A 23,972-nucleotide genomic window follows, 5' to 3' on the forward strand; every position below is an offset into this window, starting at 1 on the left:
ACGGGCCGGCGGGACAGCGCCCCCTCTGTCCTGCCCTCTTTGCCAACTTGGCATCTCCCCCACGAGGGGGAGATTGGCAGCTTCGCCGTCGGCTCCCTCAGAACAGGAACGCTGCCGTGGTGGGGTTCGGCCCGGTGCGACCGTCTGATGAGTCCATGCCTCGAATGAGCGCAAGGTCTGCCGCGTCCAGCTCGAAATCGAAGACATCGAAATTGGCGGCGATCCGGTTCTGGTGGACCGACTTTGGTATGACGATCAGCCCTTCCTGAAGGTGCCATCTGATGATCACCTGCGCCACGGACTTGCGATGTTTTCCGGCGAGCTTTTCAAGGGTCGGGTCGCTCAATAGCCGGCCGCTGCCCAGCGGGCTCCAGCTTTCGATGCGGATGTCGTGCGTGCTATGAAAATCTCTGATGCCGCGCTGTTGAAACCGGGGATGAAGCTCGATCTGGTTGACCGAGGGCGTGACCCCGGTCTCGCCGATGATCCGCTCCAGATGGTCCTGGTTGAAATTCGAAACGCCGATCGACTTGATTCGGCCAGATTGCCTGAGTTCGATCAGGGTCTTCCACGCCTCGACATATTTATCCTGGCTGGGCACTGGCCAGTGGATCAGAAACAGGTCGATCTTTTCGATCCCGAGCTTGCTCATCGTCTCGTCGAAAGCCCGAAGGGCGGCGTCACGCTGATGCGCGCCATTGCGCAGCTTGGAGGTGATGAACAACTCGCCTCTCGGCACGCCAGCCGTGCGGATCGCCTGCCCGACGCCTTCCTCGTTCTGGTAGCCTTCGGCGGTGTCGATCAACCTGTAGCCGGCCTCGATTCCCCAACTCACCACCTTGCTCGTGATGGCTGGATCGACCTGCCACACGCCAAGGCCGATCTGGGGAATGGCTGAGCCATCGTTCAATGTGATCTGTTCAGGCTTATTCAGGGTATTTTGTTCAGGCATGCTCAGGTCCTTCTGCATCGCTTCGCCCCAGCGCAGTGCTTATCTAGGCTCGGTGTCCGCCAAGGCGAGTCGACAGGCGGAGAAAGTGGAAATGCGCCGTGACACGGTCCTGGAGATCAATAAATTGGAACGGGAGATGGCACGCCAATCCGGATCAATCTTGAAAAATCTGGCGAAAGGCCTGACTCCCGCGCACGGCCGTCAATGTGGGCCAACTCCCTCAAAGCCGACATCGGCAAGCGGCTATCGAGCGCACCCCGTGCATACGCATATTCGGGAAGATAGCCATTAACGATCAGGCGCCAGTCAAGCGGGACCACGTCACCGACGGCTCGCATCATCTTGACGATCGTGGTCGTGCAGTTCGTCGTGATGGAATTATAGAACTCCGGCGTCGTGGAAAGTGCATTTGCGTCCATGACGTATTCCAGCAAGAGCGCCCGGGCCGCGTCCGGTGACACTTTTAGCCGATAAATTTGAACATCCTCTCCCCGAACGTTTGACCTGACGCCGACGACGTCTCGCTCGTCAGCCGCAATAATGACCAGGGGATTGCTCTTGAACAGGTCTGCCATGGGTGAAAACTTGCCGCCTGCACGGCGCCGCACCTCAATCGACCAGGCAAGGTAGTCACCTCCTGCAAAGCCGAAGCTTATGATGACATGGGCGATTTTGGTCCCGGACCAATAAGACATGAATAGGTCGACCGTCTGAACGTTGGAGATGTCGTAGGTCCGCGTTGTCCAGCGTTCGGTGAAATCAGTGTCGCTACGCCATTCGAAGTCGCGCACGTCCGTCAGCGTCAACAGATTCCCGTCGCGGGTGCCGGTCACCTGACGGGCGACATCGGGCGCCCAGTCCGCGTGGTCGAAAGGTCTGATGGTGCTCCACCAAACCAGAACCACAGCAAGCGCAGCCACAAACAGGACAAGCGCCCTGATGCGAAATCGGCTGAAGAGCGCAATGACGGTGGCGAGGCCGAACAAGATGAAAAGGACGCCGCCCACAGCCCGTCCAAGCTCGGCCACGGGCAGGCGATACCACATGGCAAGTCCGGCCCAGGCAGTCAGGATTGCGACGGCTAGCGAAAGGATGATGGCAAGCGAGGTCCGAGCGATGCGACGCATTTATTCCCCCCTCTGGCGGGCTGCCCTCCGGCGGCCTATCATTGCCTGGATGCCATTTCTCACGGGACGTTCGAAGGCAACTCTACTTGTCCATATTGGAGCACCAATCGGTCTGATACTACTGTTGTCGCGGATTTCGCAGGCTTGGAGTGAACACAAGGTGCCCACGCGAAACGAGCGCGTTCGGCATCGGCCGTTCGATCAAATGATGACCTAGTTGAGTGCGTCCGCCGCCTGGCTACGTCACCGAGCGATCACGGGTTCCATCCGCCGCTGCCGTATTGACGGGTAATGATCTCGAGAAGGTGACCGCTCGGGTCCTCGAAATAAACACCGCGGCCGCCGTCGTGGTGATTGATCTCGCCCAGCTGCGCCCGGCCAGGGTCAGCCCAGTAGGGGAGCGCCCGTTCACGAATCCTACCGAATATCGCGTCGAATTCGGCTTCGCTGACCAGGAACGCATAATGCTGCGGCGTGATTTCGCCTGAGGTATCCATGTAGTCGAGGTTGGCACCGTTTTCGGTCGTGACCATCTGGAAAGGTCCCCAGCGCCTCGGGGCTGGAAGGCCGAGCATTTCCGCCAGGAATTTTGCCGACGTCTCGCTGTCGCGGGCCGACAGTATCGTGTGGTTGAAATCGATAGCCATGCCATCACTCCCTTTGATCTCTCCTCGCGCGTCGTTGTTCCACGACTGAAGCGACGCTGCACGAGATGGGGTCGAAGGCCATGATGCTCAAGCTGGCGTGGCAACATGCCCGATGACCTGCACGGGGTCAGCTTCATGAATACGGGCGATGATCATTTCGCCGCTATCCGGCACCTCGCCGGTCAAGCCGGTGATGTTGACCTGATGCGTGACAAGAACGGCTGGTCCACCGAAACGCTGCCCGCGGAGCCGGGCCGAAAGGGCAGCGGTGTGCTCCTTTGCGGCCGCACTGTCGCCGAAGAACGAATTGAGCAACTCAAGAGGCACAACTTTGCCCAAACCGAGCAGGCGAGCAGTGTCGAGGCAACGACACCACTGGCTCGAATAGACGGCTGCCGACGAGATACCATTTGCACGGAACAGATCGCCGATCGCGCGGGACTGCGCACGACCTTCTGCCGACAGATTCCGCCGTGTGCTGCAATCACCGAGCCTGAAGCCAGGGGGATCGCCGGAGCCCGGGGCGGCAGCATGGCGCAACAAGGCGATAGCTTTTCCGGATCGCAGGGCTGCCCAAAGTGGCTCGGAGGCTTGTGCCTTGCCGAAGGCCGCCGCTCCGAGCGACAGGACCAGAAATCGCCGACGTCCAATTCGCATCTTGCTTCTCACCTTATCCGATAGGGCTGTCGAATGAGAAGACTTTTCGCTGGAAGCCTGTCATTCGATGGATGTCGGCCGAACCGGAACAATGATATTCTGCGGGAGCATTCGGAGAGGCGACTGCATTGACCGAGAGCTTGGAAGCCGAAGGGGCGAGAGGTTGGTCGAATCTGCTGCTCGCGGCAGAACGGGGCGATGCGCAGGCTGTTCGAGCGGAGTTGGCGGCCGGCGCCAATATCAACGAGGCGGACGGCGGCGGCTGGTCAGCACTTCATCTCGCAGCCCTCAACGCCCGCACCGCGGCGGTCGAGGCGTTGATCGAACACCCAGCTGTCGATGTGAACTCCAGAAACACATGGAAGAGCACGCCTTTGAGCCTCGCTTCGGCCAAGGGCCACTACGCATCCATTCTAGCTCTCGTGAAACATCCCGAAATAGAGATCAATGCAAGAGCCGAATACTACGGCAGGACGGCCCTTATCGAAGCAGCAAAGAACGGGCATCTGGATGTCGTTAAGCTGCTTGTCGAGAATGGCGCCGACGTGAATCTGAGTGATAAGACCGGAAGAAACAACGCGCTTATCGAGGCTATCAAGGGACGGCACTACGACGTCGCGGGATACCTGCTTGATTCTCGGAAAATGAACTTTCTCAACAAGGATATGAGACTGAACGCCCTGATCTGGGCTGGAAGCTGCCATAACCCTCAACTCATCGAAAAGCTGGAAACCTCGATTCATACTTTCTTCGAAGGTAAGTGAAGGTTTCGCACCGCTTCCGCCGCAGTGACCCTGTCCGTGGTCTTGCGCTAGCCGAGTCCTCGATCGCCGCAGGTCGCCTGTGGAGTCCTCTTCCAAAATCATTCAACCAAATGGTTGACTGTCTGAAAGCGCGCGTCTATATTCAACTACATGGTTGAATTAGAGACACCCCAGATGGACTCGGTCTTTCACGCGCTTGGCGACGCCACCCGCCGGCACATGCTTCGCGATCTCGCCGGCGGCGAGCGAACGGTGAGCCAGTTGGCGCAACCCTTCGCCATGTCGCTTGCCGCCGCCTCCAAGCACATCAAGGCGTTGGAGAACGCAGGGCTTATCCGCCGAGAGGTGAGGGGCCGGACGCATGTCTGCCGGCTCGAACCCGGACCGCTGGCCAGCGCCCATCAGTGGCTAGGCTTCTACGAGCGCTTCTGGACCAGCCGTCTCGACGTTCTCGAACGCCTCCTTCGCGAGGAGGACGCACGCAAAGCCCAGGATCGTTCCAAGAAATCGCCCAACTCAAAAGAAGGAGACGACCAGTGAACCAGATGAAAAGCATCGAAGCCTATGGCGAGCTGACCGAGCCCGTCACGTTCACCATTCAACGCCTTTTGCCCGGTCCCATCGAGCGCGTCTGGGCTTATCTCACCGAGAGTGACTTGCGTCGGCAGTGGATGGCTGCGGGCCAGATGGAAATGAAGGCCGGCACGTCGTTCGAGCTCGTCTGGCGTAACGACGAGCTGACCGATCCGCCTGGCCAGCGCCCCGCAGGTTTTCCCGAAGAGCATCGGATGGAGGGCCGCATTACCGAACTCGATGCGCCGCGCAAGCTCGCGATCACCTGGGGAAACACCGGCGGGGTTTCCTTCTTGCTGGAGCCGGAGGGCAATGATGTGCTGCTCACCGTCATCCATCGCCGGCTGCCGGAACGCGCAACCCAGCTCAACGTCACCGCCGGCTGGCACATGCACCTCGACATGCTGGCCGCCCGCCTCGCGGGCAAGACGCCGACCTCGTTTTGGGATGGCTGGAGCCGCCTGCGCGAAGAATACGACCGCCGCCTGCCGGCCTGACACGATCGCGTCGGCCAGCCCTGAAGTCACCGCCGAGCCTCTACCGGCATCCGCCCCTGGAAAGCTCGCACACCAGCAACGAACCGACGATGAGACGTGCTTGCATTTCGCAAGCCCGATGGAGGAAGTCATGCGCAAATTGATCACCGGAATGAAGATTTCCCTCGACGGCAAGATGGAGGGACCCGAGGGATACGCGGATTGGGTCGACGCATGGTCGGAGGAATACGGCCTGATGCCGCAAATCGACGCCTGCCTGCTCGGTAGGGCCATGTATGCCGGCTACGAGCGCTATTGGACCGCGATACAGAACGAGCCGGACACGCCGCTGCCGATGACCGGCAAATTGCCGACGCCGGCCGAGCTCGAATGGGCCCGCTTTGCCGAACGGACCCCGCATTATGTGCTGTCGAACACGATGACTTCGGCGCTTTGGCCGAAGACGCGCTTCGTGCGCACCTTCGACGACATCGCTGCCCTCAAGCAGCAGCCCGGCAAGGACATCTATCTCATGGGCGGCGCCCAAATTGCGGCGAGCCTCATTGATGCCGGGCTGGTGGATGAGCTCCGGCTGATCGTCTATCCGCTGCTCGTCGGCGACGGGAAGGCGCTGTTTGCGACGACGCAAAATCGTCGTGGGCTCGAATTGCGGAAGGTCGGGCAGCTTTCGGATGGGCGCGTGAGCCTGGTCTATGGAATTGGCTAACGGTCTTCGCAGACTTCGCAGCGCCGAGGCGCAGGCCGTCCATCAGGAGCGAAACCTGCCGTTGAAACTGAACGACCGCAAAGGCTCGGGGCGAGCTTCGCGCCGGCAAAGGTCCGGTCGTGACACAATCCGGACCATCGCGGAGCTTTGCCACATTGGATCATCCTGAGTGTTGGCCTTTCCTGCGCGGGCCTGTACTATGAACGGTGAATGCAGGGGAGGAGCTGGAGCGTGCGACCGGATCGGACTCTCCGCCGTTGGGGGATGTGGGCCTTCATCGCCGTCATGATGCTTTCGCCGCATGCGGCGTCGGCCGACACCATTACGCCAGACCGGATCGCGGCAGCCCTGTCGAAGCTCGAGGCGCTTGCCGAAGGCGTCGTCGCGGATGGTGGGGTGCCTGGTCTCGCCATCGGGGTCGTCCACGGCGACAAGGTGGTCTTCCTCAAGGGGTTCGGGCATCGCGAGGCCGGCAAGCCGGAGGCCGTCGACGCCGACACGGTGTTCCAGATCGCCTCCCTCTCCAAGCCGGTCTCCGCAACGATAGTGGCGGCGCTGGTCAGCGGGGAAATCGTTTCCTGGGATGCGAAGATCGCCGATCTCGATCTGGCCTTCCGGCTCGCCGAGCCCTATCCGACCAGTGAGCTCACGGTCCGCGACCTGTTCGCCCACCGCAGCGGACTTCCCGGCACCGCCGGCGACGACCTCGAGGACATTGGCTACGACCGCGCGGAGATCCTGCGTCGTCTGCGGTTCGTGTCACCATCGTCGAGCTTTCGTGCCGGCTACTCCTACAGCAATTTCGGACTGACCGAGGGTGCCGTCGCGGCCGCGAAGCCAACGGGCAAGCCTTGGGAGGAGATCGCCGAGGAGAAGCTCTACCGACCGCTTGGAATGGCCTCGACCAGCTCCCGTCATGCGGACTTCATCAAGCACGCCAATCGCGCCGCGCTCCACGTCAAGATCGACGGCGTCTGGACCGCGAAGGTAAAGCGCGACCCGGATGCGCAGGCGCCCGCAGGCGGCGTCAGCTCCACGGCACGCGATCTCTCGCAATGGGTGCGCCTCGTGCTCGGCAATGGGGTCTATGCCGGTGAGACACTCATTAAAGCCGACGCGCTGGACCAGACGCATGTTCCCCTGATGGCCCGCGGCAAGAACCCCGTCTCAGGCGGCACGTCCTTCTACGGCCTCGGCTGGAATGTCGAATTCGGCCGGCATGGCCTGAGCTGGGGCCATGCCGGCGCCTTCAGCGTCGGCGCCCGCACCCTGGTGACACTTTTTCCGGAGGAGAAGCTTGGCATCGTCATCGTCGCCAATGCCTTTTCGACAGGCGTGCCGGAAGGGCTGTCCGACAGCTTCGCCGATCTCGCCTTTGACGGAACGGTCGAGAAGGATTGGGTCAAGGCATGGGATGACACCTATGCGAGCCTGTTCGGCCCGGCGGTCGCGAGGGCCAAGGCCACCTATGCCGCGCCACCGTCTCCGGCAAGGCCAGCCGGACCGGCCAGCGCCTATGCAGGCCGTTATTCCAACGACTTCATCGGCGATGCGGTCGTGTCGAGTGCGGGAGACGCTCTTGTGCTCAAGGTCGGGCCAGCCGGCGCCCGGTCCTATTCATTGAAGCATTTCGACGGCGACCTCTTCCTGACCTTCCCGGACGCCGAGACGCCGGACAGGCCCGCCGGCGTAGGCTTTGTCGTCGGCCCCGACGGCAAGGCGTCGGCCATGACCATAGAGTTTCTCGACGACAATCATCTCGGCACACTGCGGCGCGTGGGAGATTAGGGTCAAAACCCGATCAATCTGAACGACCGAGTTCGATCCCATCTCGGCCGTTCATGTCAGGAAGTGACGGCTCTGAAAGCTGACCTTGCAGGTGGCCGTCGTCATGGATCATATCTGTCGCAGAAGTCGGGTGCAGAACTGTCGTTTTAATCGGGAGTTTCGCGACAAAGCACTCGCCCGCAATCAGCCCATAGCGGACAAGCTATGCCAGCATCGAAAGGTCAGTTGGCTCTGGTTCTGCACCCGCTGCTGTTAACATCGCGTGGACCTGACCCCGGTGTTGGGTCTGATGGTTGAAGAGTTCAACAACACAGAGAGCCTTTGGCTTCTCGATCCGCGTTGAACCTCCCCCAGGATACCAAACAACCATCCCGTTGAGGTCCGCGTCGAGCAATCGTGCTGCCCACTCTTCGATTTCCTCGTTCCGTTGCAAACGAAGCGTCTTGAAGTCATCCCAATCCGATGGGCTTGTGAGGGAGTGCTTGATGATTTCCTCTGGGCGCTCGTTCCCCTTTATTCGCTGTAGAATCAGGGCATCAGCCCAATAAAGATGGTTCAACGTAGCTGCGATCGATTGGAAGAACGCACCTCGATCCTTCCAGCGATCCACATTCGTGAGCCCATCAGCGGCGGTTACCAAAGAGGTATTCTGCCAAGTGTTGTAACGGGCCATAAGTCGGCAGTATCCGGATGAGATCATTTTCTCGGGCTCCAATGGTTATCGATGTTCGGTGGAGAATGACCGCTGGTCTCAACTCAGGACGCCGGGCCGAACTGGAGCAATTTGAAGCAATCGCCGCTTCCCGATTTCAACTGCGTCAGGAAGGGTTTCGACCGGTCGATCCACTCCTGGTGCGACTTGGCATCGGCTTCGATCTCGTTGACCGGTCCAAGGTTGACGAAGTTCCGCCCCTCGCTGAAAAGCCAGCACGCACGGCCGAGAAGTCTCCTGCTGCGCTGGCGCAAGAGGTCGGCATCATAAAAGATGTCGAGCACCTCCTGCTTGATCTTTGCCTCCTTTCCAGGATTTGCGATCGCAACCGCGATTGAGTCTCCGCCGATCGCATCCTGCAGGTCCTTGTAGTCGAGGGCGAGCTGCGTGGTGGCATATTTGATCTCGCTCTCATCCCGGACGATGTTGAACCACAGCGAGGGATCAAGTTCGTTGACGACGAACGATGCTTCGAAATCGCGCGACAAATTCAGGATCTCGAACGCTTGAACCTCAACGTCGCGCTCAACCAAAAAGATACTGGCGACCTGCTTGCCGAGTTCCGCCCCGTGTGCGCTGATCGCAGTGTTCGTTCCACCGAGTTCCGGGCTGACGTAGGGCCCGCCATCATCCAGCAACGCATCGAATTCGCCAAGGTATTCGACGACGGCGGCGCCGCGAGCAATGCGCGCGGCCAATTTGGCGAGAACCAGCTGGAGCTCCGTTTCGCGTTTGCGCTGGTCCTGATAATTCTGCTGAAAAAAGAAGATGAACAGAGAAACGCCAATACCGATCAGGATCACGCCAAGCTGGGAAAAGATGTTGCGATAATATTCCAGCAGCTTTTCACGATGGCGCATATCGTGGCGCACGCTGTGTGCCACACGAAGATTGACGATCAGCGAAAGGATCAGAAGCCCAGCACCGACCAGGATGAGGCCGCCGATGAGGAAATAGCTTTGCCCTGAGTTGAAATCCATTCTTTTGCCGCGTCCCTGAAGCCCCAGACCGCGCAGATTAATACCATTCCGCTTCAACACCTACGTTTTCGTAGGGGCGTCAACGACTGGAAATCACCCTAGGGTCAAAGTCGCAGAAAACGCGGACTGGAACTTGGGTCGCGACGTGGTCTAAATGTTCCCCGGATCGAAACGAGCCGAGCCTTCATTGGTCGCGGTGATTTCTGGCAACCTCGCCACCTCCGGTAAGCCATCTGGCATCGAACCAGCGGTCCGCCGGCCCGTCATAAGGCAGCCGGGTGACATCCCGGTGGCTGACGAAGCGCGCGTAGGCGTCCCACACCGGTGGACCGCCGCCGATGAAAACGACACGGCCGGCAAAGCGCTGGAGCGTGTCCTCGGGATCCATGCTGGAGCGAACAACGACAAGTTCCCGATCCGCGCGAGCAAAATCCGGAACGCTCGCGATCGTCTTGGGGCCGGCGAGCAAGACGTGTCCTCTGGTGAGGTCGAAAAACCGTGCAACGTCGGCCACGAACTCCGGCGACCGGTTGCCTTCCCATGGGAGGCCGCCTTTGAGGCCGAGCTGCCCTGCCTGGCCGATGGCACAGACAACCCTAACGACAGTCTTCTTCATGAGTACTCCACCGATAGCCGGTCTGATCGCATTAGCGACGTTTGCACGTCATGCGGCGCAACGTGTTTCAGTCAGGCGTTGCGTCCGGCAACCGCCTCAAACGCTAATACTTGCCTTCATCTCTCAATCGATCGCGCTGCTCGTTCGCCGTGCATCTTCACGTGATTTGAAGGGGCCAGGGCCGCCTATCGCGACCCTCGACGTTCACTTTAATATACCAGCGACCGTCCATCTCCTCGACGTCGATTGTTGTCTGCGGACGCTTCGGCAATGAGATGGCACCATTTCTGTTAGCCCAACGTGACAAAAGCATTTCGCGGCAGTTCGGGCAAATGCGGCATAGCAAGGTTGCAGCGGCCGAACGATCTCCGAAGCGCCCGCCTAATACTTTAGTTGTAATCTCTCACGCGTTTGATATCGTGACGACGGGAGGAATTCAGATGGCGGTGGAGTGCACATCCGCGCCCCATATGGGCGTCTTTTCAACCATTGAACTGGATCTCTTGAGGGGTGTGGTTCGCGAAATTTTGCGGTCCGGCGAAGCGGAGCTTGACAACGAGGACGCCGAAATGATCGCGCGCGCGGTGATCGCAACCTACAAGGACGGCGCCTCGGGTCGCGAGGAATTGCTTGAAGCCGCCCGGATTGCCGCCAGGCGCTGCGCTCTCGACCATTTTTACGATCGAGCAGTCGGCTTGTTCGCATAGGATTTCGCATCTGACGCAATTCAGGCCGGAGTTACTCGTTCTTGCTCCGCTGGCATTCCGTTATCGATAAGGGCAACAGCCGCATTCAGCCGAGGTTGAGGATGTCATCGCGGCGCGGCAAGCGCGCGGCTCTCATGTACGACCGTCAGCCGGTCATCGATCACCTTCGCACGATCAACGATCAGCACCGTTTAGGCCTCATGGACCTGCGATCCATGCCGCAGTCATTTTCTTCCTGCTCTCCCGCGATCGGGATCACGGCCGGTGCATGCACCGGCCATTGCCGATTTACCCGTCAGGACCTGTGTTTACCTGCCCTCGGCCGTTGCGTCGGCGCTGCTACGCTGGGCGTTAGCGCCGTCGCTCTGTTGCTCGGCCCACCCACCCGGACCGGTCGGAAAGCTCGGCTCTCCTTCCGCCTCTAGGCTCTCGTGGAACTCAGTGGCAGGTCTTCCTGGGTATTCCCGGCCGCTCGACAGGTGCCCTTGATGACCGGGATGGAGCGATGCGTCATCGTTGCGGGCATGGTCCGGCGGTTCGGCATAGGCTGCCGTGGCAAACAGCGATCCGGCGCCGATGAAGAGTGCAAATGCGAGAACGTGCTTCATTGTGCTGTCCTCCAGTATTTGGACTCCAGATGCAGATAGAGCCGATGCCCTTTTTCGGCAATATCGACGATCCGAGCCTCGACCCGATAATGCCTTCGGCGAACCGCATCGGCCGTCCGCGCAAGGCGACAGGCTGGCGTTTCGATTAGGCCCCTTAGGCGTCGCTTTCGAACACCAGCCTCTCGCGCGCCGCCCGAGTACCATGTTTCATCTTGAACGACAGCTTTGTGACCGAAGCGGCCGAGTATCAGATGGAAATATTCGACCATGTGCGGGGGTGGTCAGTGCTAAAAGGTGGGTCAGTGCTAAAAGACGACGAGCGGGTTTGCGGGCGAACTGTCGTCCCATGTATTCAATTGTAACGAAAAATTTCCAGCGCTGGCATTGGCGCTTTGTTGGATGCGTATGGCTGCTGCCGTCCGCCGGTTTTCTACGCTTGATGAGGCTAGGGAAGCAAAATGAGCGATGTGGACGAACACCTCGATCTGACGGAGATCAACGCCGTCCGCAGGTTGTTGACGTCAAAGCCGCGACCGATGAGCTGGGACGGACGCCGGGCACGGCTCGACGAGGTTGGTTCGGTGTGGCCGATTGCGGACGACATCCGATGCGAGGATGCGGTTTTCGATGGCCTCGAGGGAGAGTGGTCCCTAGCGCCTGAGAGCGACAGGGATAAGGTTCTGCTCTTTTTCCACGGTGGTGGCTACTGCTCAGGCTCGCTCAAAAGTCATCGTCGAATGGTGACCGAGGCAGGTCGAGCAATGGGAATGCGCACCCTCGCGATCGATTATCGGCGCGCACCGGAACATCCTTTCCCAGCGCAACATGAAGATGCACTCACCGCATGGCGCTTTCTGAGCCGGCAAGGGATCGCGCCGGATCGCATCGTGATCGGCGGAGACAGTGCGGGCGGCAACCTCACCCTGTGCTTGGCCGGTATATTGCGCGCGGCAGGGGAGCGGCTGCCGCGATGTCTTTGGCTGGTTTCGCCCTGGACGGACCTTTCGATGTCCGGCGCGACACTATCAACTAAGGACGCGATCGACCCTATCATCCACCGGGCGTATTTGGAGGAACTGGCAACCGCCTATGTTCCCTATGGCGTTGGTCGGCGCGATCCCCTGATCTCGCCGTTGTTCGCCGATCTGAGCGGATTTCCACCAATGCTGATACAAGTCGGTTCGGCCGAGACGCTGTTGTCGGACGCAACTCGGCTCGCGGAAGCCACTGGCGCGGCTGACGTCAAAGCACGTCTCGAAATTTGGCCGCATATGATTCACGCTTGGCCGGTTTGGAATGCGGGGTTGAGTGCCGGTAGGCGCGCTCTTCAGAGCGCGGGCATGTTTGTCCGCGAGTATTTATAGTCCTTGGGTGAGGCAGCTGCCGGCGCAAAGCGGACTTCGTCCCAGCGCCGCGCTTTCGGCGGCCCAGCCTTCACCCGCTATCCTTCGCCGACCTGCCCGCCCCAAACCTCAGCCCATCCATCAGCAGCGATACCAGCCGACGCGAGCGGTCGCGCCAGTCGTCGGTGTCGGGCGCCGAATAGATGCCGCCCAGCGCGTGCAGCACGTCGGAAGCGTCGACGTCGCCGCGGATCGAGCCGTCGGCCACCGCCGCTTCGATCAGCTGGCGCAAGGCGAGTGACACCCGGCCGGACATGTCCGAGAACAGGGTTGAATTGGTGTTGAGCAGGATGCGCAGGCTGGTCGCCAGGCCGCGCTTGGTGGCGATGTAGTCGACGAAGCGCTGCATCCATTGTTCCAGCGCGATATCAGGCGGATGGTGAAGGGCAAGCTCGTCGGCGGCGTGGCACAGGCTTTCCACCTCGCGCCGGTAGACCACCTCGACCAGATGCTCGCGCGTCGGAAAATGCCGGTAGAGCGTGCCGATGCCGACGCCGGCCTGGCGCGCGATCTCCTCCAGCGAGGCATCGACGCCGTGCGCGGCAAAGGCCACTGCCGCAACCTCGACCAGCGCGTCGCGGTTGCGCTGCGCATCGGCGCGCAACGGTTTTGCCGCTGTCGCGTCGGGCTTGTCTCTGGCGGTTGCGGGCGGCTGCGAAGCCAATTTTTTCTCCACTCTCGAATACGGGGCTTGAACCCGACCGGGTCAGCCCCCACGTAATAAACGGAGGCGCCTCCGTTTTAGTGGAGCGCCCTTATCATATAATCAGGGGAACCGGTATGTCACGTGTTGAAAGCTTGCAAGCCGGCAAAAGCGTGATCTCCCCCCTCGAGGGGGAGATGTCGCCGAAGGCGACAGAGGGGGTCGGTTCGACCGGGCGCGGCCTCCTACGGCAGATGGAGGTTGGCGCTCTATGCGAGGCGACCCCCTCTGGCCGCTTCGCGGCCATCTCCCCCTCAAGGGGGGAGATTATGCGCTCCGCCGCTTTCGCCAATCACCGGGGAGCCGCCAGACCTAGCCACCTGGTGACCTTGCCGCTCGCCGGCTGGGAACCAGATCACCCCCTCCGCGTCAAGCAAATGGAGCCAGACGCCCCATGACAAGCAAAACCCGAATTCCCATCCAACTTCACATCAACGGACATCGCCATGAACTGGAGGTCGAGCCGCGCGTCACACTGCTCGACGCCTTGCGCGATCATCTCGGCCTGACCGGCACCAAGAAAGGCTGCGACCAGGGCCAATGCGGCGCCTGCACCGTGCATGTCGACGGCCAGCGCGTGCTGGCCTGCCTGACGCTTGCTGCCCAAGCTGAGGGCCGGTCGATCACCACCATCGAAGGGCTTGCTGCCGGCGACGGCACGCTGCACGCGGTGCAGGCCGCCTTCCTCGAACAGGACGCCTTCCAGTGCGGCTACTGCACGCCGGGCCAAATCATGTCGGCGGTCGCCTGCATCCGCGAGGGCCATGCCGGTTCGGATGACGAGATCCGCGAATACATGGCCGGCAATCTCTGCCGCTGCGGCGCCTATCCGCACATTGTCGCCGCCGTGCGCCAAGCGGCACTGGAGGTCGCGTCATGAGGGACTTTTCGTATCTGCGCGCCAATTCCGTCGATGCGGCACGCCAGGCGGCGGCGCTGCCGGGCGCCATGCTGCTTGCCGGCGGCACCACGCTCATCGATCTCGCCAAATGCGGCGTCACCGAACCCGAAACCGTGGTCGATATCACCCATCTCAAGGGACTGGACGTGATCACGGTCGATGACCGGGGCGTCACGATCGGCGCGCTGGCAAGGATGAGCAGCGTCGCCGACCATGCCGAGATAAAAAGCCGATTCCCTGCTGTCTCGGAAGCGCTGTGGCAAGCGGCCTCGGCGCAGCTGCGCAACATGGCGACGATCGGCGGCAATCTGATGCAGCGCACGCGTTGCCCGTATTTCCGCGATCCGGCGAACTTTCCCGCCTGCAACAAGCGCACGCCCGGCAGTGGCTGCTCGGCGATCGGCGGCGTCACCCGCGGCCATGCCGTGCTCGGCACCAGCGAGGCCTGCATCGCCACCTATCCGGGCGATCTGGCGACGGCGCTGGTCGCCTTCGACGCAACAGTCCATCTCGGCGACCGCCAGATCGCGGCCGACGACTTTTTTCTCCTGCCGGGCGCTACGCCCGACAGAGAGCATGCGATCGAGCCAGGCGAGGTGATCACCGCGATCAGCATTCCTGCTTCCGCCGCTGCGGGACGTTCGACCTATCTGAAAGTCCGTGACCGCCAGTCGTACGAATTTGCCGCGGCGAGCGCTGCTGTCGGCGTCGAATTCGAGGCCGACGGCCGCACGATCAGAGATTTGCGTGTGGCGCTTGGCGGTGTCGCCACCAAGCCGTGGCGGGCACGCGCCGTGGAAGAGGCGCTGAAAGGCAAGTTGCTGGAGGCTGATATCGTCAAGCAAGCCAGCCTGCTCGCCATCGAGGGCGCCGTCGACCACGGCGCCAACCATTACAAGATCGAACTGGCGCCGCGCATCGTCGCCCGCGCCATCCTTAAAGTTGGAGAAACGGCATGACCGTTCACGAGATCAGAACCCGACAAAGTGAATCGAAGAGGGGCGACGCATCGGACGGCGCCATCTTTGCAGAGGCAGTGGGCGGGCGGCTGTCGCGCGTCGATGGCCCGGCCAAGATCACCGGTGCCGCGAAATACGCGGTCGAGCAGCAGTTCGAAGGGCTCAGCCACGCCGTTCTCGTCGAGAGCACGATTGCCGCCGGCAAGGTGCGGTCGATCGACACCGCCGCCGCTGAAAGCGCACCCGGCGTGCTTCTGGTGCTGACGCCGGACAATGTGTTGCGCCTCAACACCGCGACGGACTGGCTGGGCACGCCGCCGCCGGATGTTCCCTATTGCCCGCTGGCGCGCGACATCACCTTCAGCGGCCAGCATGTCGCGGCGGTGGTTGCCGAGAGTTTCGAGCAGGCGGTCGCGGCCGCGGCGCTGGTCAAGGTCAGCTATGACGAGACGCCGGCCATCGTTGATCTCGACGATCCAAAGGCCGGCGACGGCATTCCGGTCGACACGATGACCAAGGAATGGGGCGATGCACAAGCGGCTTTCACTGCCGCCCCGGTGCGCATCTGCGCCGCCTACAACACGCCGCGCGAATACCAGGCGCCGATGGAGCCGCATGGCCTGATCGCGCATTGGCAAGGCGACCGGCTGACGGTGTGGGAGCCCAGCCAATGGCTCGACGGCATGGCGCGGACCTATGCCGAATGGTTCGGCGTGCCGTTCGAGAATGTGCGCCTGGTCTCGCCCTATATCGGCGGCGGCTTCGGCTCCAAGGCGTTCGCCTACGGCCACGGCGCGGTGGCGGCGACGGCCGCGAAGATGCTGGGGCGGCCGGTGAAACTGGCGGTCACCAGGCCGCAGACCTTCACCGCCTATGGCGGACGGGCGGCAACGCGCCAGACGGTGGCGCTCGGTGCCGACGCGGAGGGACGGATCCAGTCGGTCGTGCATCGCGGCGTCAACGAGACCTCGGTCGACGGCATGTGGGTCGAGCCGCTCGGCTCGGTCACCTCGATCATGTATGCGACGCCGAATTTCTCGTCGCGGCAGAATGTCGTGCGGGTCAACACCGTGATGCCGGGCGCTTTGCGCGCGCCGGGCGAGAACCCGAGCGCCTTCGGCATCGAAAGCGCGATCGACGAGCTCGCCTATGAGGTCGGCATCGATCCGCTGGAAATCCGGCTCAGGAACTATGCCGAGCAGGATCCGGAGGTGAAGAAGCCGTGGTCGACGCGGCAGTTGCGGGAGGCCTTCGCGGTTGGCGCGGCAGCCTTCGGCTGGTCGAAGCGTCCACGCGAGCCGCGCTCGATGCGCGACGGCAATCAGCTGATCGGCTGGGGTGTTGCCGCCGGCACCTATCCGGTGCGGCGCGCCTATGGCGAGGCGATGGTGCGCATCCTCACCGACGGCTCCGTCGAGGTCGAAAGCTCGAGCATCGACATGGGGCAGGGCACCTATACGATCCTGGCGCAGACTGCCGCCGAAGTGGTGGGCGTGCCGGCTGAGAACGTCGTGGTGAAGCTGGGTGACTCGCGCTACGCCCGCGCCGGCGTCACCGGCGGGTCGCGGCTGGCCGGCGTGATGACGGGCGCGGTGCACAAGGCGGCGACTGCCGCGCTCGATGAGCTGGTCGGGCTGGCGATCAGCGATCCAAATTCGCCGTTCCATGCCCTGCAGGCCAACACGCTGGTGGTCGCCAATGGCCGCATAAAGTCGCCGCGCGGCGATGGCCCTGATGTCTCGATCGCCGAGCTGCTCGGCAGCGTCAGACGCGAGCAGATCGAGGCGATGGGCGATACCACGCCGGCCACTTGGACGGCGGAGGATCGCTACAAGAACAATACGACCATAACGATGGCGCTGCCGCATACCGAGGGCGACTATTCCCGCCACAGCTGGTGCGCGCATTTCATCGAGGTGCGCGTCGACGAGGACTTTGGCACGGTCCGCGTGTCGCGCGTGGTGTCGGCTTTGGATTCGGGCCGGCTCTACAATCCCAAGCTCGCCGAAAGCCAATGGAAGGGCGGCATCATCATGGGCATCGGCCAGGCGTTGCTGGAAGAAGGCATCGTCGACCGCCGCCATGGCCGCATCGTCAACAACAATCTGGCCGACTATCTCATCGCGACCAATGCCGACATCCCCGACATCGAGGTGATCTCGGTCGGCATCCCCGACCTGCATTCCTCGCTGCTCGGTGGCAAGGGCGTTGGCGAACTGGGCATCGTCGGCGTGGCGCCGGCGATCGCCAACGCGGTGTTCCACGCCACCGGCAAGCGGGTGCGGGATCTGCCGATCACGCTGGAGAAGCTGATTTAGCGGAGGCCGTGAAGTTGTCGATCTCCCCGTCGTGGGGAGATTGGCAGCTTCAACTACGGCGCCCTGTCCAGACTCACCACGACAGTGTGAAGGCAAGCTTGCCGAAATGCCGGCCGCCGGCCGCCATGTGTGCGTAGGCTTCGGCTGCCTGGTCCTGGCTGTACACCGTGTCGATGACCGGCTCGATACGGGCAGCGGCGATGGCGCGGGCGGCGTCGCGCAGGTCGGATACCGAACCGGTATTGTTGCCCACCACCTTGAGCGCCTTGACGATGATCGGCAGCAGGTTTGCGGTGGCCTCGGTGCCGGTGACGAAGCCGATGGTGAACACCGTGCCGCCCGAAGCGGCGGCGTTGATCGAGCGGGCGAAGGTGGCCGATCCGCCGGTCTCGACGATCAGGTCGGCGCCGATGCCGTCGGTCAATTCGAGCACTTTGGCGTCCCAGTCCGGCGTCGTGCGGTAGTTGATCAGATGATCGGCGCCGAGTGCCTTGGCGCGCTCCAGCTTGTCGTCCGACGACGAGGTGATGACGACGGTGGCGCCGGCCGCCTTGGCAAGCTGCAGGGTCAGGATCGAGACACCGCCAGTGCCGAGCAGGACGACGACCGACCCCGGCCCGACATCGGCGGCGCGGATCGCGTTCCACGCGGTGGTCCCGGCGATCGGCAGCGTCGCCGCCGCTTCGAAGGACAGATGCGCCGGCACCGGCACCACCGCATTGGCCGGCAGCGCGACATATTCGGCGAGCGATCCGGGCAGCGTCACGCCGCGCATCTCGGTCGTCTCGTAGGGGCGCGGACGGCCGCCGATCCAGCGCGGTTTTGCATGAGCGATGACGCGGTCGTTAACGGCGAGCCTCGACACGCCTTCGCCGATGCCAACGATCTCGCCGGCGCCGTCGACGACCGGAATGAGCGGAAAGCTCGGACCAGGATAATTGCCGCTCGCCACCGCGACATCGACGAAATTGAGGCTCGCGGCGCGCAGGCGGATCAGCACTTCGCCGCGCTGCGGCTCAGGTGTGGCAACGGTTGCCGCGCGAAAGGCGTCCAGTCGGGGTGCAGTCAGTTCGATGGCTTTCATGGTCTCACTCCGTTCGATGGCCCGGTTGATGGGGATTGAGTGAAACTAGCTGCTGCGCTATTCCTGCATAATCCTTGGCTTTTGCATTTGAGTCCTGCGTATGATGCAGCAATCCAGTGAACCGGCAGCACTCGCCGAAATGGCCGCCTTTGCGGCGATCGCCGAGGCACGCTCCTTCACCAAAGCGGCGGCGCGGGTGGGGCGCGATGCGACGATCCTGTCGCGGCGCCTCGCGTCGCTGGAAGAGCGGCTCGGCGTGCGGTTGCTGCACCGGACGACGCGCAGCGTATCGCTGACCGAGGCCGGAGCCGAGTTCCTCGTCCGCGTCCGCGCCATCCTGGCCGCGGTCGACGAAGCCGAGGCGGCTGCGTCGGCGCATGCCGGCGGCGGGCCGCGCGGCGTGTTGCGGCTGGCGCTGCCCGGATCGTTCGGGCGCATGTGGATCGGCCCGCTGCTGCCAGAATTTCTCGCCGAATTTCCAGACGTTCGCATCGAGGCCGAGTTCTCCAACCGTTTCGTCGACCTCGTCGCCGAGAATTTCGATGTCGCCGTCCGTCTCGGCGCGCTGGAGGATTCGCGCCTGGTGGCACGCAAGGTGGCGACGCGGCGCCGGCTGCTGTGCGCCGCACCGTCCTACCTTGCTCGCGCGGGCACGCCGGCCACGCCGCAGGCGCTTGTCGAGCATGCTTGCCTGGGTTTCACCGGATTCCAGACCTTTCCCGCCTGGGAGATGACCGACAGCACGGGCCGTCGCGTCCGTATCGAGGTTTCCGGGCCGCTGGTCACCGACGATGCCGAGGTGCTGGTCGAAGCCGCCGTGCAGGGCGTCGGGCTGATGATGAGCACGGATTGGCTGGTCGGACGCGAACTCGCCGACGGACGGCTGGTGCCTGTTCTGGAGGACTGGACGCTCGCCGACGAGGGCGCGGTCTATATCGTGATGCCTTCAGCCAAGGGGCAAGCGGCCAAGACGCGCGCCTTCGCCGACTGGATCGGCAAGCGCTTTGCGCCAGAGCCGCCGTGGCGGAGAGGGTGCTAATCTCCCCCCTTGAGGGGGAGATGTCGCCGAAGGCGACAGAGGGGGTCGCCGCGCGTGGGGCGTCAGCGCCGTCTCTCGTAGAGGAAGGCGTCGGCGATTTATGTGAGACGACCCCCTCTGGCCGCTTCGCGGCCATCTCCCCCTCGAGGGGGGAGATTACGCGCTCAGCCGCCTCCGCCTCCACCTTGCTGCTTGATGAAATGAGCGAGGAGATCCATCGGCACCGGAAACACGACCGTCGACGAGCGCTCACCGGCGATGTCGTGGAGCGCCTCGAAATAGCGCAGCTGCATGGCCTGCGGTGCCTCGGCCAGCATCTTGCCGGCCTCGACGAGTTTTGCCGCCGCCTGCTGTTCGCCGTCGGCATTGATCACTTTGGCACGCCGCAGCCGTTCGGCCTCGGCCTGCTTGGCGATGGCGCGGACCATGTTCTCGTTGAGGTCGACATGCTTGATCTCGACATCGGAGACCTTGATGCCCCAGGCATCGGTTCGCTGATCGAGGATCTCCTGGATGTCGCTGTTGAGCTTGTCACGCTCGGCCAGCATTTCATCGAGCTCATGCTTGCCGAGCACCGAGCGCAATGTGGTCTGCGCCAACTGGTTGGTCGCGGCCATGAAGTCCTCGACCTGGATCACCGCCCGCTCGGCGTCGACGATACGAAAATACAGCACCGCGTTGACCTTCACCGAGACGTTGTCGCGCGAGATCACGTCCTGCGGCGGCACGTCCTGAACCACCACCCGCAAATCGACCCGCACCATCTGCTGCACGAAGGGGATGAGGATGATCAGGCCGGGACCCTTGACCCCGGTGAAGCGGCCGAGCGTGAAGACCACGCCGCGCTGATATTCCCTCAAGATGCGAACGGCCGCGGACAGGAACATGAGCACGACGAGCGCTGCTACCAGATAGGCCACATAACCGATGATCATTGCCTTGCTCCATCGCTTCCCGCATTGCGGCGCCGTATCGTCAGCACGAGACCCCTGACATTAGCCACCTCGACGTTGTCGCCCACTGCAAAGGGTTCGTCGGCCTTCGCCCGCCAGCGCTCGCCCCGGGCGAGCACATGGCCCTCGCGGCCCTCCCAGTCGAGGACCTTGGCCGGCAGCCCTTGCATGGCCTGTGCGCCAACACGCGGAACGTTCTTGCGGGCCGTCCACAGATAGCTGCCGGTCAACAGCGCCAGGCCGAGCGTCAGGGCGGCGGCGGTGCCGATGACGGCCCACGACATCTCGAAGCCGGGCCCCTCGATCCTGAGCAGCATGGCAGCGCCCAGCAGAAAGGCAGCCACGCCTCCCAGCCCAAGCACCACTGTGGGGTTGAAGGCCTCGACGACGAGGAAGATGATGCCAAGCAGCATCAAGGCAAGGCCGGCATAGCTGATCGGCAGGAGATTGAGCGCATAGAGTCCGAGCAGAAGGCAGATCGTGCCGATCACGCCGGGCGCGACCGCGCCCGGGCTCGTGAACTCGAAGACGAGGCCATAAACGCCGATCAGCATCAGGATCACGGCGATGTTCGGGTCGGTGATGACAGCGAGAAGCCGGATGAGCCAGCCGGGCTCCAGCGTTTCAACCGGCAGCCCTTTCGTCGCCAGCACCTCTTTCCTGCCGGCCATTTCCACCGTGCGGCCGTCAGCCAGCTGAAGCAGCTCGGTGGTGTCGCGGGCGACGAAGTCGACGACATGCTCCTGCAGTGCCGCGTTGGCCGACAGGCTGGCCGCCTCGCGCACGGCCTTTTCACCCCATTCGGCATTGCGCCCGCGCAGCTCAGCCAGGCTGCGGATCAACGCAACCGCGTCGTTTGTCGCCTTGGCGATCATCGCATCGCCCGCTGGCGGGTTCTTCTGGTCTTTGCCGGCTCCTGGGCCATTGTTCTTGTCGTCGCCACCGGGAAAGGATGGCAGCGGTCCGCCCATCTCGATCGGCGTTGCCGCACCCAGATTGGTGCCGGGCGCCATCGCCGCCACATGGGTTGCGTAGAGGATGTAGGTTCCGGCGCTCGCCGCATGACCGCCGGCGGGCGCGACATAGCCGATGACGGGAACCGGCGAGGCGAGCATATCGGCGATGATCTCGCGCATGCTGGTGACCAACCCGCCGGGCGTGTTCATCTGCAGGATGAGAACCTCGGCGTTCCGCTGCGCGGCTACCGCCAGCGCTTCCTCGAGCTGCATGGCGCTCGCCGGACCGATGGCGCCGTCTATCTCGACGCGCAGCGCAATCCTCTCCTGGCCGTTCGCCTCTCCGGTTGCGGAAGAAAAACAAACGAACACAGCGGCTACAAAAGCCGCGGCAATCAGGGCTACACGCGCGAGTTTCACGCTCAAAGCTCCATATCAAGGATATGGGCTGGATTTTGCCGAAATCCATGACACTTCGCGGCGGGGTAAGCTGATCCAGGGCAACGCCCCGTCCGATTTCCAACGCGTAGGCGATCCGTAAGCGGGGTTCAGCCAGCCTTCCCTCGACGTCCAAAGCGAGGGGAAGACCGATGTCGAAGCTGCATGCCAATCTTCTGCTTCTGTTCGCCGCGGCACTGTGGGGTCTCGGCAATGTTCCGCAGAAGATCATTCTGGACCATCTCGACCCGTTGAGCGCGGTCGGCATGCGCTGCCTGATCGGCTGGATCCTGGTGCTTCCGCTGATCGCCACCGAACCCCGGCGACCGCCAGGCGGCCTCTATCGCGCGAGCTTGGCAAGGGTCAGCGTGCTGTTTGCAATCGCGATCGTCCTGCAGCAGATCGGCTATCTCGGCACGTCGGTGACGAATGCCAGCTTTCTGGTCAGCACGGCGACTGTGATGACGCCCTTCGCGGCGTGGCTGCTGATCGGCGAGCGGCTGACAGCGGCCGTCGGCCTCGCCGCCGGCCTGACGCTGGTCGGCGCGCTGCTCTTGTCCGGCGGCATCGCCAGCTTCAACCAGGGCGATGTGGCGATCATGCTGTCGGCGGGCTGCTACGCGCACTGGATGGTCGAGCTCGGTCGTCATGCGCAGACCTATGGACGCCCGTTCACCGCCATGGCGGCGCAGTTCCTTGGCGCGGCGGTGATCAGCCTGCCGCTCGGCTTCTTCCATGGCAATCTGTCGCCTGCCAATGCGTTCGATGCCTGGCCGCAACTGCTTGTGCTCGGCGTATTCTCTACAGCCGTCTGCTTCGGCATCCAGACGATTGCCCAGCGTTTCACCTCGGCCAGCCACGCGGCGGTAATCGTCAGCGCCGAAAGCGTGTTCGGCGCCCTGGGCGCGGCACTTTTCCTGGGCGAGCGGACATCGTTCGTCGGCATGCTTGGGGCAACGATCATGCTGGCCGCCGCCCTCTACCTCGCTACTTCGGGGAGCGGAGCGATCAGGTCAGCGCCCGAAAACGGCGCCACCGGTGCTTGAGATTGTGAGACGCGACACACCGAACTATGCGCAACCCATTGGCAGGAAACGGGTGGTTTGCTCGCGCTGTGTCACCCATCTGATGGGCAGGACGAAGCCAGAGGAGGCAAAGCCATGACCATTCATTCGATAGGTTCGAGGGCAGCGGTCCGATCGGCGGAGACGCGCGTCGCCGCATATGATTGGCAGGCGTTGGCCGGGGAGATGAGCGGCTATGGCTGCGCGGTGATGGAAAAGCTGCTGACGCCGCAAGAATGCCGGGAGGTCGCCGGGCTTTACCCGGACGAGAGCCATTTCCGCAGCCATGTCCATATGGCGCGGCACGGCTTCGGCAAGGGCGAGTACCGCTATTTCCGCTATCCCTTGCCCGAGCTGATCGGCGGCTTGCGCACCGCGCTCTATCCGCGCCTCGCCGCGGTCGCCAACGACTGGAACCAGCGCATGAGCATCGCCCAGCGCTATCCGGACGAGCATGCCGCGTTCCTCAAGCCGTCAGTAGGCTTCGCTCCGGCATGCGCCATACCGTCGGCATCATCTTCCACGACGCGAAGTGAGGGCTGCGTAGACTTCCTTCTCCCTTCTCCCCTTGTGGGAGAAGGTGGATTGGCGCGCAGCGCCAAGACGGTTGAGGGGTGTTGGACGGAGCGCCGTCGTTGCCAAGCTGGAACACCCCTCATCCGTCGCCTTCGGCGACACCTTCTCCCACAAGGAGACCTTTGCACAGAAGCCGAACGGTGATTCTGTGGTGAAGGTTGGAGCAGGGAGATTCGGGATGGCGGATCGTGTTTTGGGTCAGTTGAGTCTGGCGGACGGTCTGGCGGCGTCGGATGAGACGATT

General features: G+C 62.7%; 25 protein-coding genes. 13 read left to right on the forward strand and 12 right to left on the reverse strand.

All coding sequences use genetic code 11. The features are described from left to right. Window positions 1–97: 97 nt before the first annotated feature. From EN885_RS26960 to EN885_RS26975, 4 genes are all read right to left on the reverse strand, one after another. Window positions 98–952, reverse strand: a complete 855-nt coding sequence (locus tag EN885_RS26960; RefSeq protein ID WP_128242227.1) for an aldo/keto reductase — start codon at window positions 950–952, stop codon at window positions 98–100. Between the two features lie 116 nt (window positions 953–1,068). Next, window positions 1,069–2,079, reverse strand: coding sequence for a DUF4105 domain-containing protein (locus EN885_RS26965; protein WP_128335235.1), 1,011 nt, complete (start codon window positions 2,077–2,079; stop codon window positions 1,069–1,071). 254 nt (window positions 2,080–2,333) lie between these two features. Further along, window positions 2,334–2,726: a VOC family protein gene (locus EN885_RS26970; RefSeq protein ID WP_128244293.1), complete on the reverse strand. Its 393-nt coding sequence runs from the start codon at window positions 2,724–2,726 to the stop codon at window positions 2,334–2,336. Between the two features lie 87 nt (window positions 2,727–2,813). Then, window positions 2,814–3,383, reverse strand: a complete 570-nt coding sequence (locus EN885_RS26975; protein WP_128244292.1) for a histidine phosphatase family protein — start codon at window positions 3,381–3,383, stop codon at window positions 2,814–2,816. A gap of 128 nt (window positions 3,384–3,511) precedes the next feature. Here EN885_RS26975 and EN885_RS26980 point away from each other — a divergent pair, with 128 nt between their 5' ends. The 5 genes from EN885_RS26980 (at window position 3,512) to EN885_RS27000 (ending at window position 7,711) form a co-directional block, all read left to right on the forward strand. Next, window positions 3,512–4,147 carry an ankyrin repeat domain-containing protein gene (locus tag EN885_RS26980; protein WP_127203974.1) on the forward strand — a complete coding sequence of 212 codons (636 nt, stop codon included), beginning with the start codon at window positions 3,512–3,514 and terminating at the stop codon, window positions 4,145–4,147. 150 nt (window positions 4,148–4,297) lie between these two features. Beyond that, window positions 4,298–4,687: a metalloregulator ArsR/SmtB family transcription factor gene (locus EN885_RS26985; RefSeq protein WP_127203975.1), complete on the forward strand. Its 390-nt coding sequence runs from the start codon at window positions 4,298–4,300 to the stop codon at window positions 4,685–4,687. 5 nt (window positions 4,688–4,692) lie between these two features. Further along, window positions 4,693–5,217, forward strand: coding sequence for an SRPBCC family protein (locus tag EN885_RS26990; protein ID WP_128244294.1), 525 nt, complete (start codon window positions 4,693–4,695; stop codon window positions 5,215–5,217). A gap of 130 nt (window positions 5,218–5,347) precedes the next feature. After that, window positions 5,348–5,923, forward strand: coding sequence for a dihydrofolate reductase family protein (locus EN885_RS26995; RefSeq protein WP_128244291.1), 576 nt, complete (start codon window positions 5,348–5,350; stop codon window positions 5,921–5,923). 264 nt (window positions 5,924–6,187) lie between these two features. Further along, window positions 6,188–7,711, forward strand: a complete 1,524-nt coding sequence (locus EN885_RS27000; protein ID WP_245493153.1) for a serine hydrolase — start codon at window positions 6,188–6,190, stop codon at window positions 7,709–7,711. 202 nt (window positions 7,712–7,913) lie between these two features. Here EN885_RS27000 and EN885_RS27005 read toward each other — a convergent pair whose 3' ends face one another. The 3 genes from EN885_RS27005 to EN885_RS27015 form a co-directional block, all read right to left on the reverse strand. Continuing rightward, entirely contained in the window at window positions 7,914–8,411 is a 498-nt protein-coding gene (locus EN885_RS27005; protein ID WP_128244289.1) for a DinB family protein, read from the reverse strand. A 56-nt stretch (window positions 8,412–8,467) separates the two neighbouring features. Continuing rightward, window positions 8,468–9,403 carry a hypothetical protein gene (locus EN885_RS27010; RefSeq protein WP_128244288.1) on the reverse strand — a complete coding sequence of 312 codons (936 nt, stop codon included), beginning with the start codon at window positions 9,401–9,403 and terminating at the stop codon, window positions 8,468–8,470. A 184-nt stretch (window positions 9,404–9,587) separates the two neighbouring features. After that, window positions 9,588–10,019: a dihydrofolate reductase gene (locus tag EN885_RS27015; protein ID WP_128244287.1), complete on the reverse strand. Its 432-nt coding sequence runs from the start codon at window positions 10,017–10,019 to the stop codon at window positions 9,588–9,590. 275 nt (window positions 10,020–10,294) lie between these two features. On the opposite strand from EN885_RS27015, the gene EN885_RS27020 reads away from it, so the two are divergent. Then, window positions 10,295–10,726, forward strand: coding sequence for a hypothetical protein (locus EN885_RS27020; protein WP_128244286.1), 432 nt, complete (start codon window positions 10,295–10,297; stop codon window positions 10,724–10,726). A gap of 308 nt (window positions 10,727–11,034) precedes the next feature. Here the strand turns inward: EN885_RS27020 and EN885_RS33690 are convergent, their stop codons facing one another. Continuing rightward, window positions 11,035–11,334, reverse strand: coding sequence for a hypothetical protein (locus EN885_RS33690; RefSeq protein WP_164897921.1), 300 nt, complete (start codon window positions 11,332–11,334; stop codon window positions 11,035–11,037). A gap of 458 nt (window positions 11,335–11,792) precedes the next feature. Between EN885_RS33690 and EN885_RS27030 the strand changes: the two genes are divergently transcribed. Beyond that, entirely contained in the window at window positions 11,793–12,698 is a 906-nt protein-coding gene (locus tag EN885_RS27030; protein WP_128244284.1) for an alpha/beta hydrolase, read from the forward strand. Window positions 12,699–12,768: 70 nt separating this feature from the next. Here the strand turns inward: EN885_RS27030 and EN885_RS27035 are convergent, their stop codons facing one another. Further along, window positions 12,769–13,401 carry a TetR/AcrR family transcriptional regulator gene (locus EN885_RS27035; protein WP_128244283.1) on the reverse strand — a complete coding sequence of 211 codons (633 nt, stop codon included), beginning with the start codon at window positions 13,399–13,401 and terminating at the stop codon, window positions 12,769–12,771. A 433-nt stretch (window positions 13,402–13,834) separates the two neighbouring features. Here EN885_RS27035 and EN885_RS27040 point away from each other — a divergent pair, with 433 nt between their 5' ends. The 3 genes from EN885_RS27040 to EN885_RS27050 are packed head-to-tail and all read left to right on the forward strand — an operon-like array spanning window position 13,835 to window position 17,618. Then, window positions 13,835–14,320, forward strand: a complete 486-nt coding sequence (locus EN885_RS27040) for a (2Fe-2S)-binding protein (RefSeq protein ID WP_128244282.1) — start codon at window positions 13,835–13,837, stop codon at window positions 14,318–14,320. Then, window positions 14,317–15,300 carry a xanthine dehydrogenase family protein subunit M gene (locus tag EN885_RS27045; protein WP_128244281.1) on the forward strand — a complete coding sequence of 328 codons (984 nt, stop codon included), beginning with the start codon at window positions 14,317–14,319 and terminating at the stop codon, window positions 15,298–15,300. Before EN885_RS27040 ends, EN885_RS27045 begins: the two co-directional genes overlap by 4 nt. Beyond that, a complete protein-coding gene (locus tag EN885_RS27050) occupies window positions 15,297–17,618 on the forward strand; it encodes a xanthine dehydrogenase family protein molybdopterin-binding subunit (protein WP_128244280.1) in 2,322 nt (773 codons plus the stop codon). The genes EN885_RS27045 and EN885_RS27050 overlap by 4 nt, the downstream gene beginning before the upstream one ends. A 73-nt stretch (window positions 17,619–17,691) precedes the next feature. Here EN885_RS27050 and EN885_RS27055 read toward each other — a convergent pair whose 3' ends face one another. Further along, window positions 17,692–18,702 (reverse strand): NAD(P)-dependent alcohol dehydrogenase, encoded by a 1,011-nt coding sequence (locus EN885_RS27055; RefSeq protein ID WP_095489346.1) that lies wholly within the window; start codon window positions 18,700–18,702, stop codon window positions 17,692–17,694. A 103-nt stretch (window positions 18,703–18,805) separates the two neighbouring features. On the opposite strand from EN885_RS27055, the gene EN885_RS27060 reads away from it, so the two are divergent. Continuing rightward, window positions 18,806–19,741, forward strand: a complete 936-nt coding sequence (locus EN885_RS27060) for a LysR family transcriptional regulator (protein WP_095489355.1) — start codon at window positions 18,806–18,808, stop codon at window positions 19,739–19,741. A gap of 164 nt (window positions 19,742–19,905) precedes the next feature. On the opposite strand, the gene EN885_RS27065 is transcribed toward EN885_RS27060, so the two are convergent. Both EN885_RS27065 and EN885_RS27070 read right to left on the reverse strand, forming a co-directional pair. Further along, the gene (locus EN885_RS27065; RefSeq protein WP_128244279.1) at window positions 19,906–20,676 is read right to left on the reverse strand and encodes a slipin family protein; all 771 of its coding nucleotides are present in this window, start codon (window positions 20,674–20,676) and stop codon (window positions 19,906–19,908) included. After that, on the reverse strand, window positions 20,673–22,070 hold the full coding sequence (locus EN885_RS27070; RefSeq protein ID WP_128244278.1) for a nodulation protein NfeD: 1,398 nt from the start codon (window positions 22,068–22,070) through the stop codon (window positions 20,673–20,675). Before EN885_RS27070 ends, EN885_RS27065 begins: the two co-directional genes overlap by 4 nt. Before the next feature lie 170 nt (window positions 22,071–22,240). Here EN885_RS27070 and EN885_RS27075 point away from each other — a divergent pair, with 170 nt between their 5' ends. Both EN885_RS27075 and EN885_RS34340 read left to right on the forward strand, forming a co-directional pair. Beyond that, entirely contained in the window at window positions 22,241–23,134 is an 894-nt protein-coding gene (locus tag EN885_RS27075; RefSeq protein WP_128244277.1) for a DMT family transporter, read from the forward strand. A 114-nt stretch (window positions 23,135–23,248) separates the two neighbouring features. After that, a complete protein-coding gene (locus EN885_RS34340) occupies window positions 23,249–23,872 on the forward strand; it encodes a 2OG-Fe(II) oxygenase (protein WP_245493151.1) in 624 nt (207 codons plus the stop codon). The last annotated feature ends 100 nt before the right edge of the window (window positions 23,873–23,972 follow it).

It is taken from the genome of Mesorhizobium sp. M6A.T.Cr.TU.014.01.1.1, assembly GCF_004022765.1.
Lineage (GTDB): Bacteria > Pseudomonadota > Alphaproteobacteria > Rhizobiales > Rhizobiaceae > Mesorhizobium > Mesorhizobium mediterraneum.

Coding starts and splice junctions, on each gene's coding strand:
- EN885_RS27075 (WP_128244277.1), top strand. CDS start 22,241: ATGTCGAAGCTGCATGCCAATCTTCTGCTTCTGTTCGCCGCGGCACTG.
- EN885_RS26965 (WP_128335235.1), bottom strand. CDS start 2,079: ATGCGTCGCATCGCTCGGACCTCGCTTGCCATCATCCTTTCGCTAGCC.
- EN885_RS26985 (WP_127203975.1), top strand. CDS start 4,298: ATGGTTGAATTAGAGACACCCCAGATGGACTCGGTCTTTCACGCGCTT.
- EN885_RS27030 (WP_128244284.1), top strand. CDS start 11,793: ATGAGCGATGTGGACGAACACCTCGATCTGACGGAGATCAACGCCGTC.
- EN885_RS27005 (WP_128244289.1), bottom strand. CDS start 8,411: ATGATCTCATCCGGATACTGCCGACTTATGGCCCGTTACAACACTTGG.
- EN885_RS27020 (WP_128244286.1), top strand. CDS start 10,295: ATGGCACCATTTCTGTTAGCCCAACGTGACAAAAGCATTTCGCGGCAG.
- EN885_RS27000 (WP_245493153.1), top strand. CDS start 6,188: ATGTGGGCCTTCATCGCCGTCATGATGCTTTCGCCGCATGCGGCGTCG.
- EN885_RS27015 (WP_128244287.1), bottom strand. CDS start 10,019: ATGAAGAAGACTGTCGTTAGGGTTGTCTGTGCCATCGGCCAGGCAGGG.
- EN885_RS27050 (WP_128244280.1), top strand. CDS start 15,297: ATGACCGTTCACGAGATCAGAACCCGACAAAGTGAATCGAAGAGGGGC.
- EN885_RS26990 (WP_128244294.1), top strand. CDS start 4,693: ATGAAAAGCATCGAAGCCTATGGCGAGCTGACCGAGCCCGTCACGTTC.
- EN885_RS27065 (WP_128244279.1), bottom strand. CDS start 20,676: ATGATCATCGGTTATGTGGCCTATCTGGTAGCAGCGCTCGTCGTGCTC.
- EN885_RS34340 (WP_245493151.1), top strand. CDS start 23,249: ATGACCATTCATTCGATAGGTTCGAGGGCAGCGGTCCGATCGGCGGAG.
- EN885_RS27010 (WP_128244288.1), bottom strand. CDS start 9,403: ATGGATTTCAACTCAGGGCAAAGCTATTTCCTCATCGGCGGCCTCATC.
- EN885_RS27045 (WP_128244281.1), top strand. CDS start 14,317: ATGAGGGACTTTTCGTATCTGCGCGCCAATTCCGTCGATGCGGCACGC.
- EN885_RS27060 (WP_095489355.1), top strand. CDS start 18,806: ATGCAGCAATCCAGTGAACCGGCAGCACTCGCCGAAATGGCCGCCTTT.
- EN885_RS27040 (WP_128244282.1), top strand. CDS start 13,835: ATGACAAGCAAAACCCGAATTCCCATCCAACTTCACATCAACGGACAT.
- EN885_RS26970 (WP_128244293.1), bottom strand. CDS start 2,726: ATGGCTATCGATTTCAACCACACGATACTGTCGGCCCGCGACAGCGAG.
- EN885_RS33690 (WP_164897921.1), bottom strand. CDS start 11,334: ATGAAGCACGTTCTCGCATTTGCACTCTTCATCGGCGCCGGATCGCTG.
- EN885_RS26995 (WP_128244291.1), top strand. CDS start 5,348: ATGCGCAAATTGATCACCGGAATGAAGATTTCCCTCGACGGCAAGATG.
- EN885_RS27055 (WP_095489346.1), bottom strand. CDS start 18,702: ATGAAAGCCATCGAACTGACTGCACCCCGACTGGACGCCTTTCGCGCG.
- EN885_RS26975 (WP_128244292.1), bottom strand. CDS start 3,383: ATGCGAATTGGACGTCGGCGATTTCTGGTCCTGTCGCTCGGAGCGGCG.
- EN885_RS26960 (WP_128242227.1), bottom strand. CDS start 952: ATGCCTGAACAAAATACCCTGAATAAGCCTGAACAGATCACATTGAAC.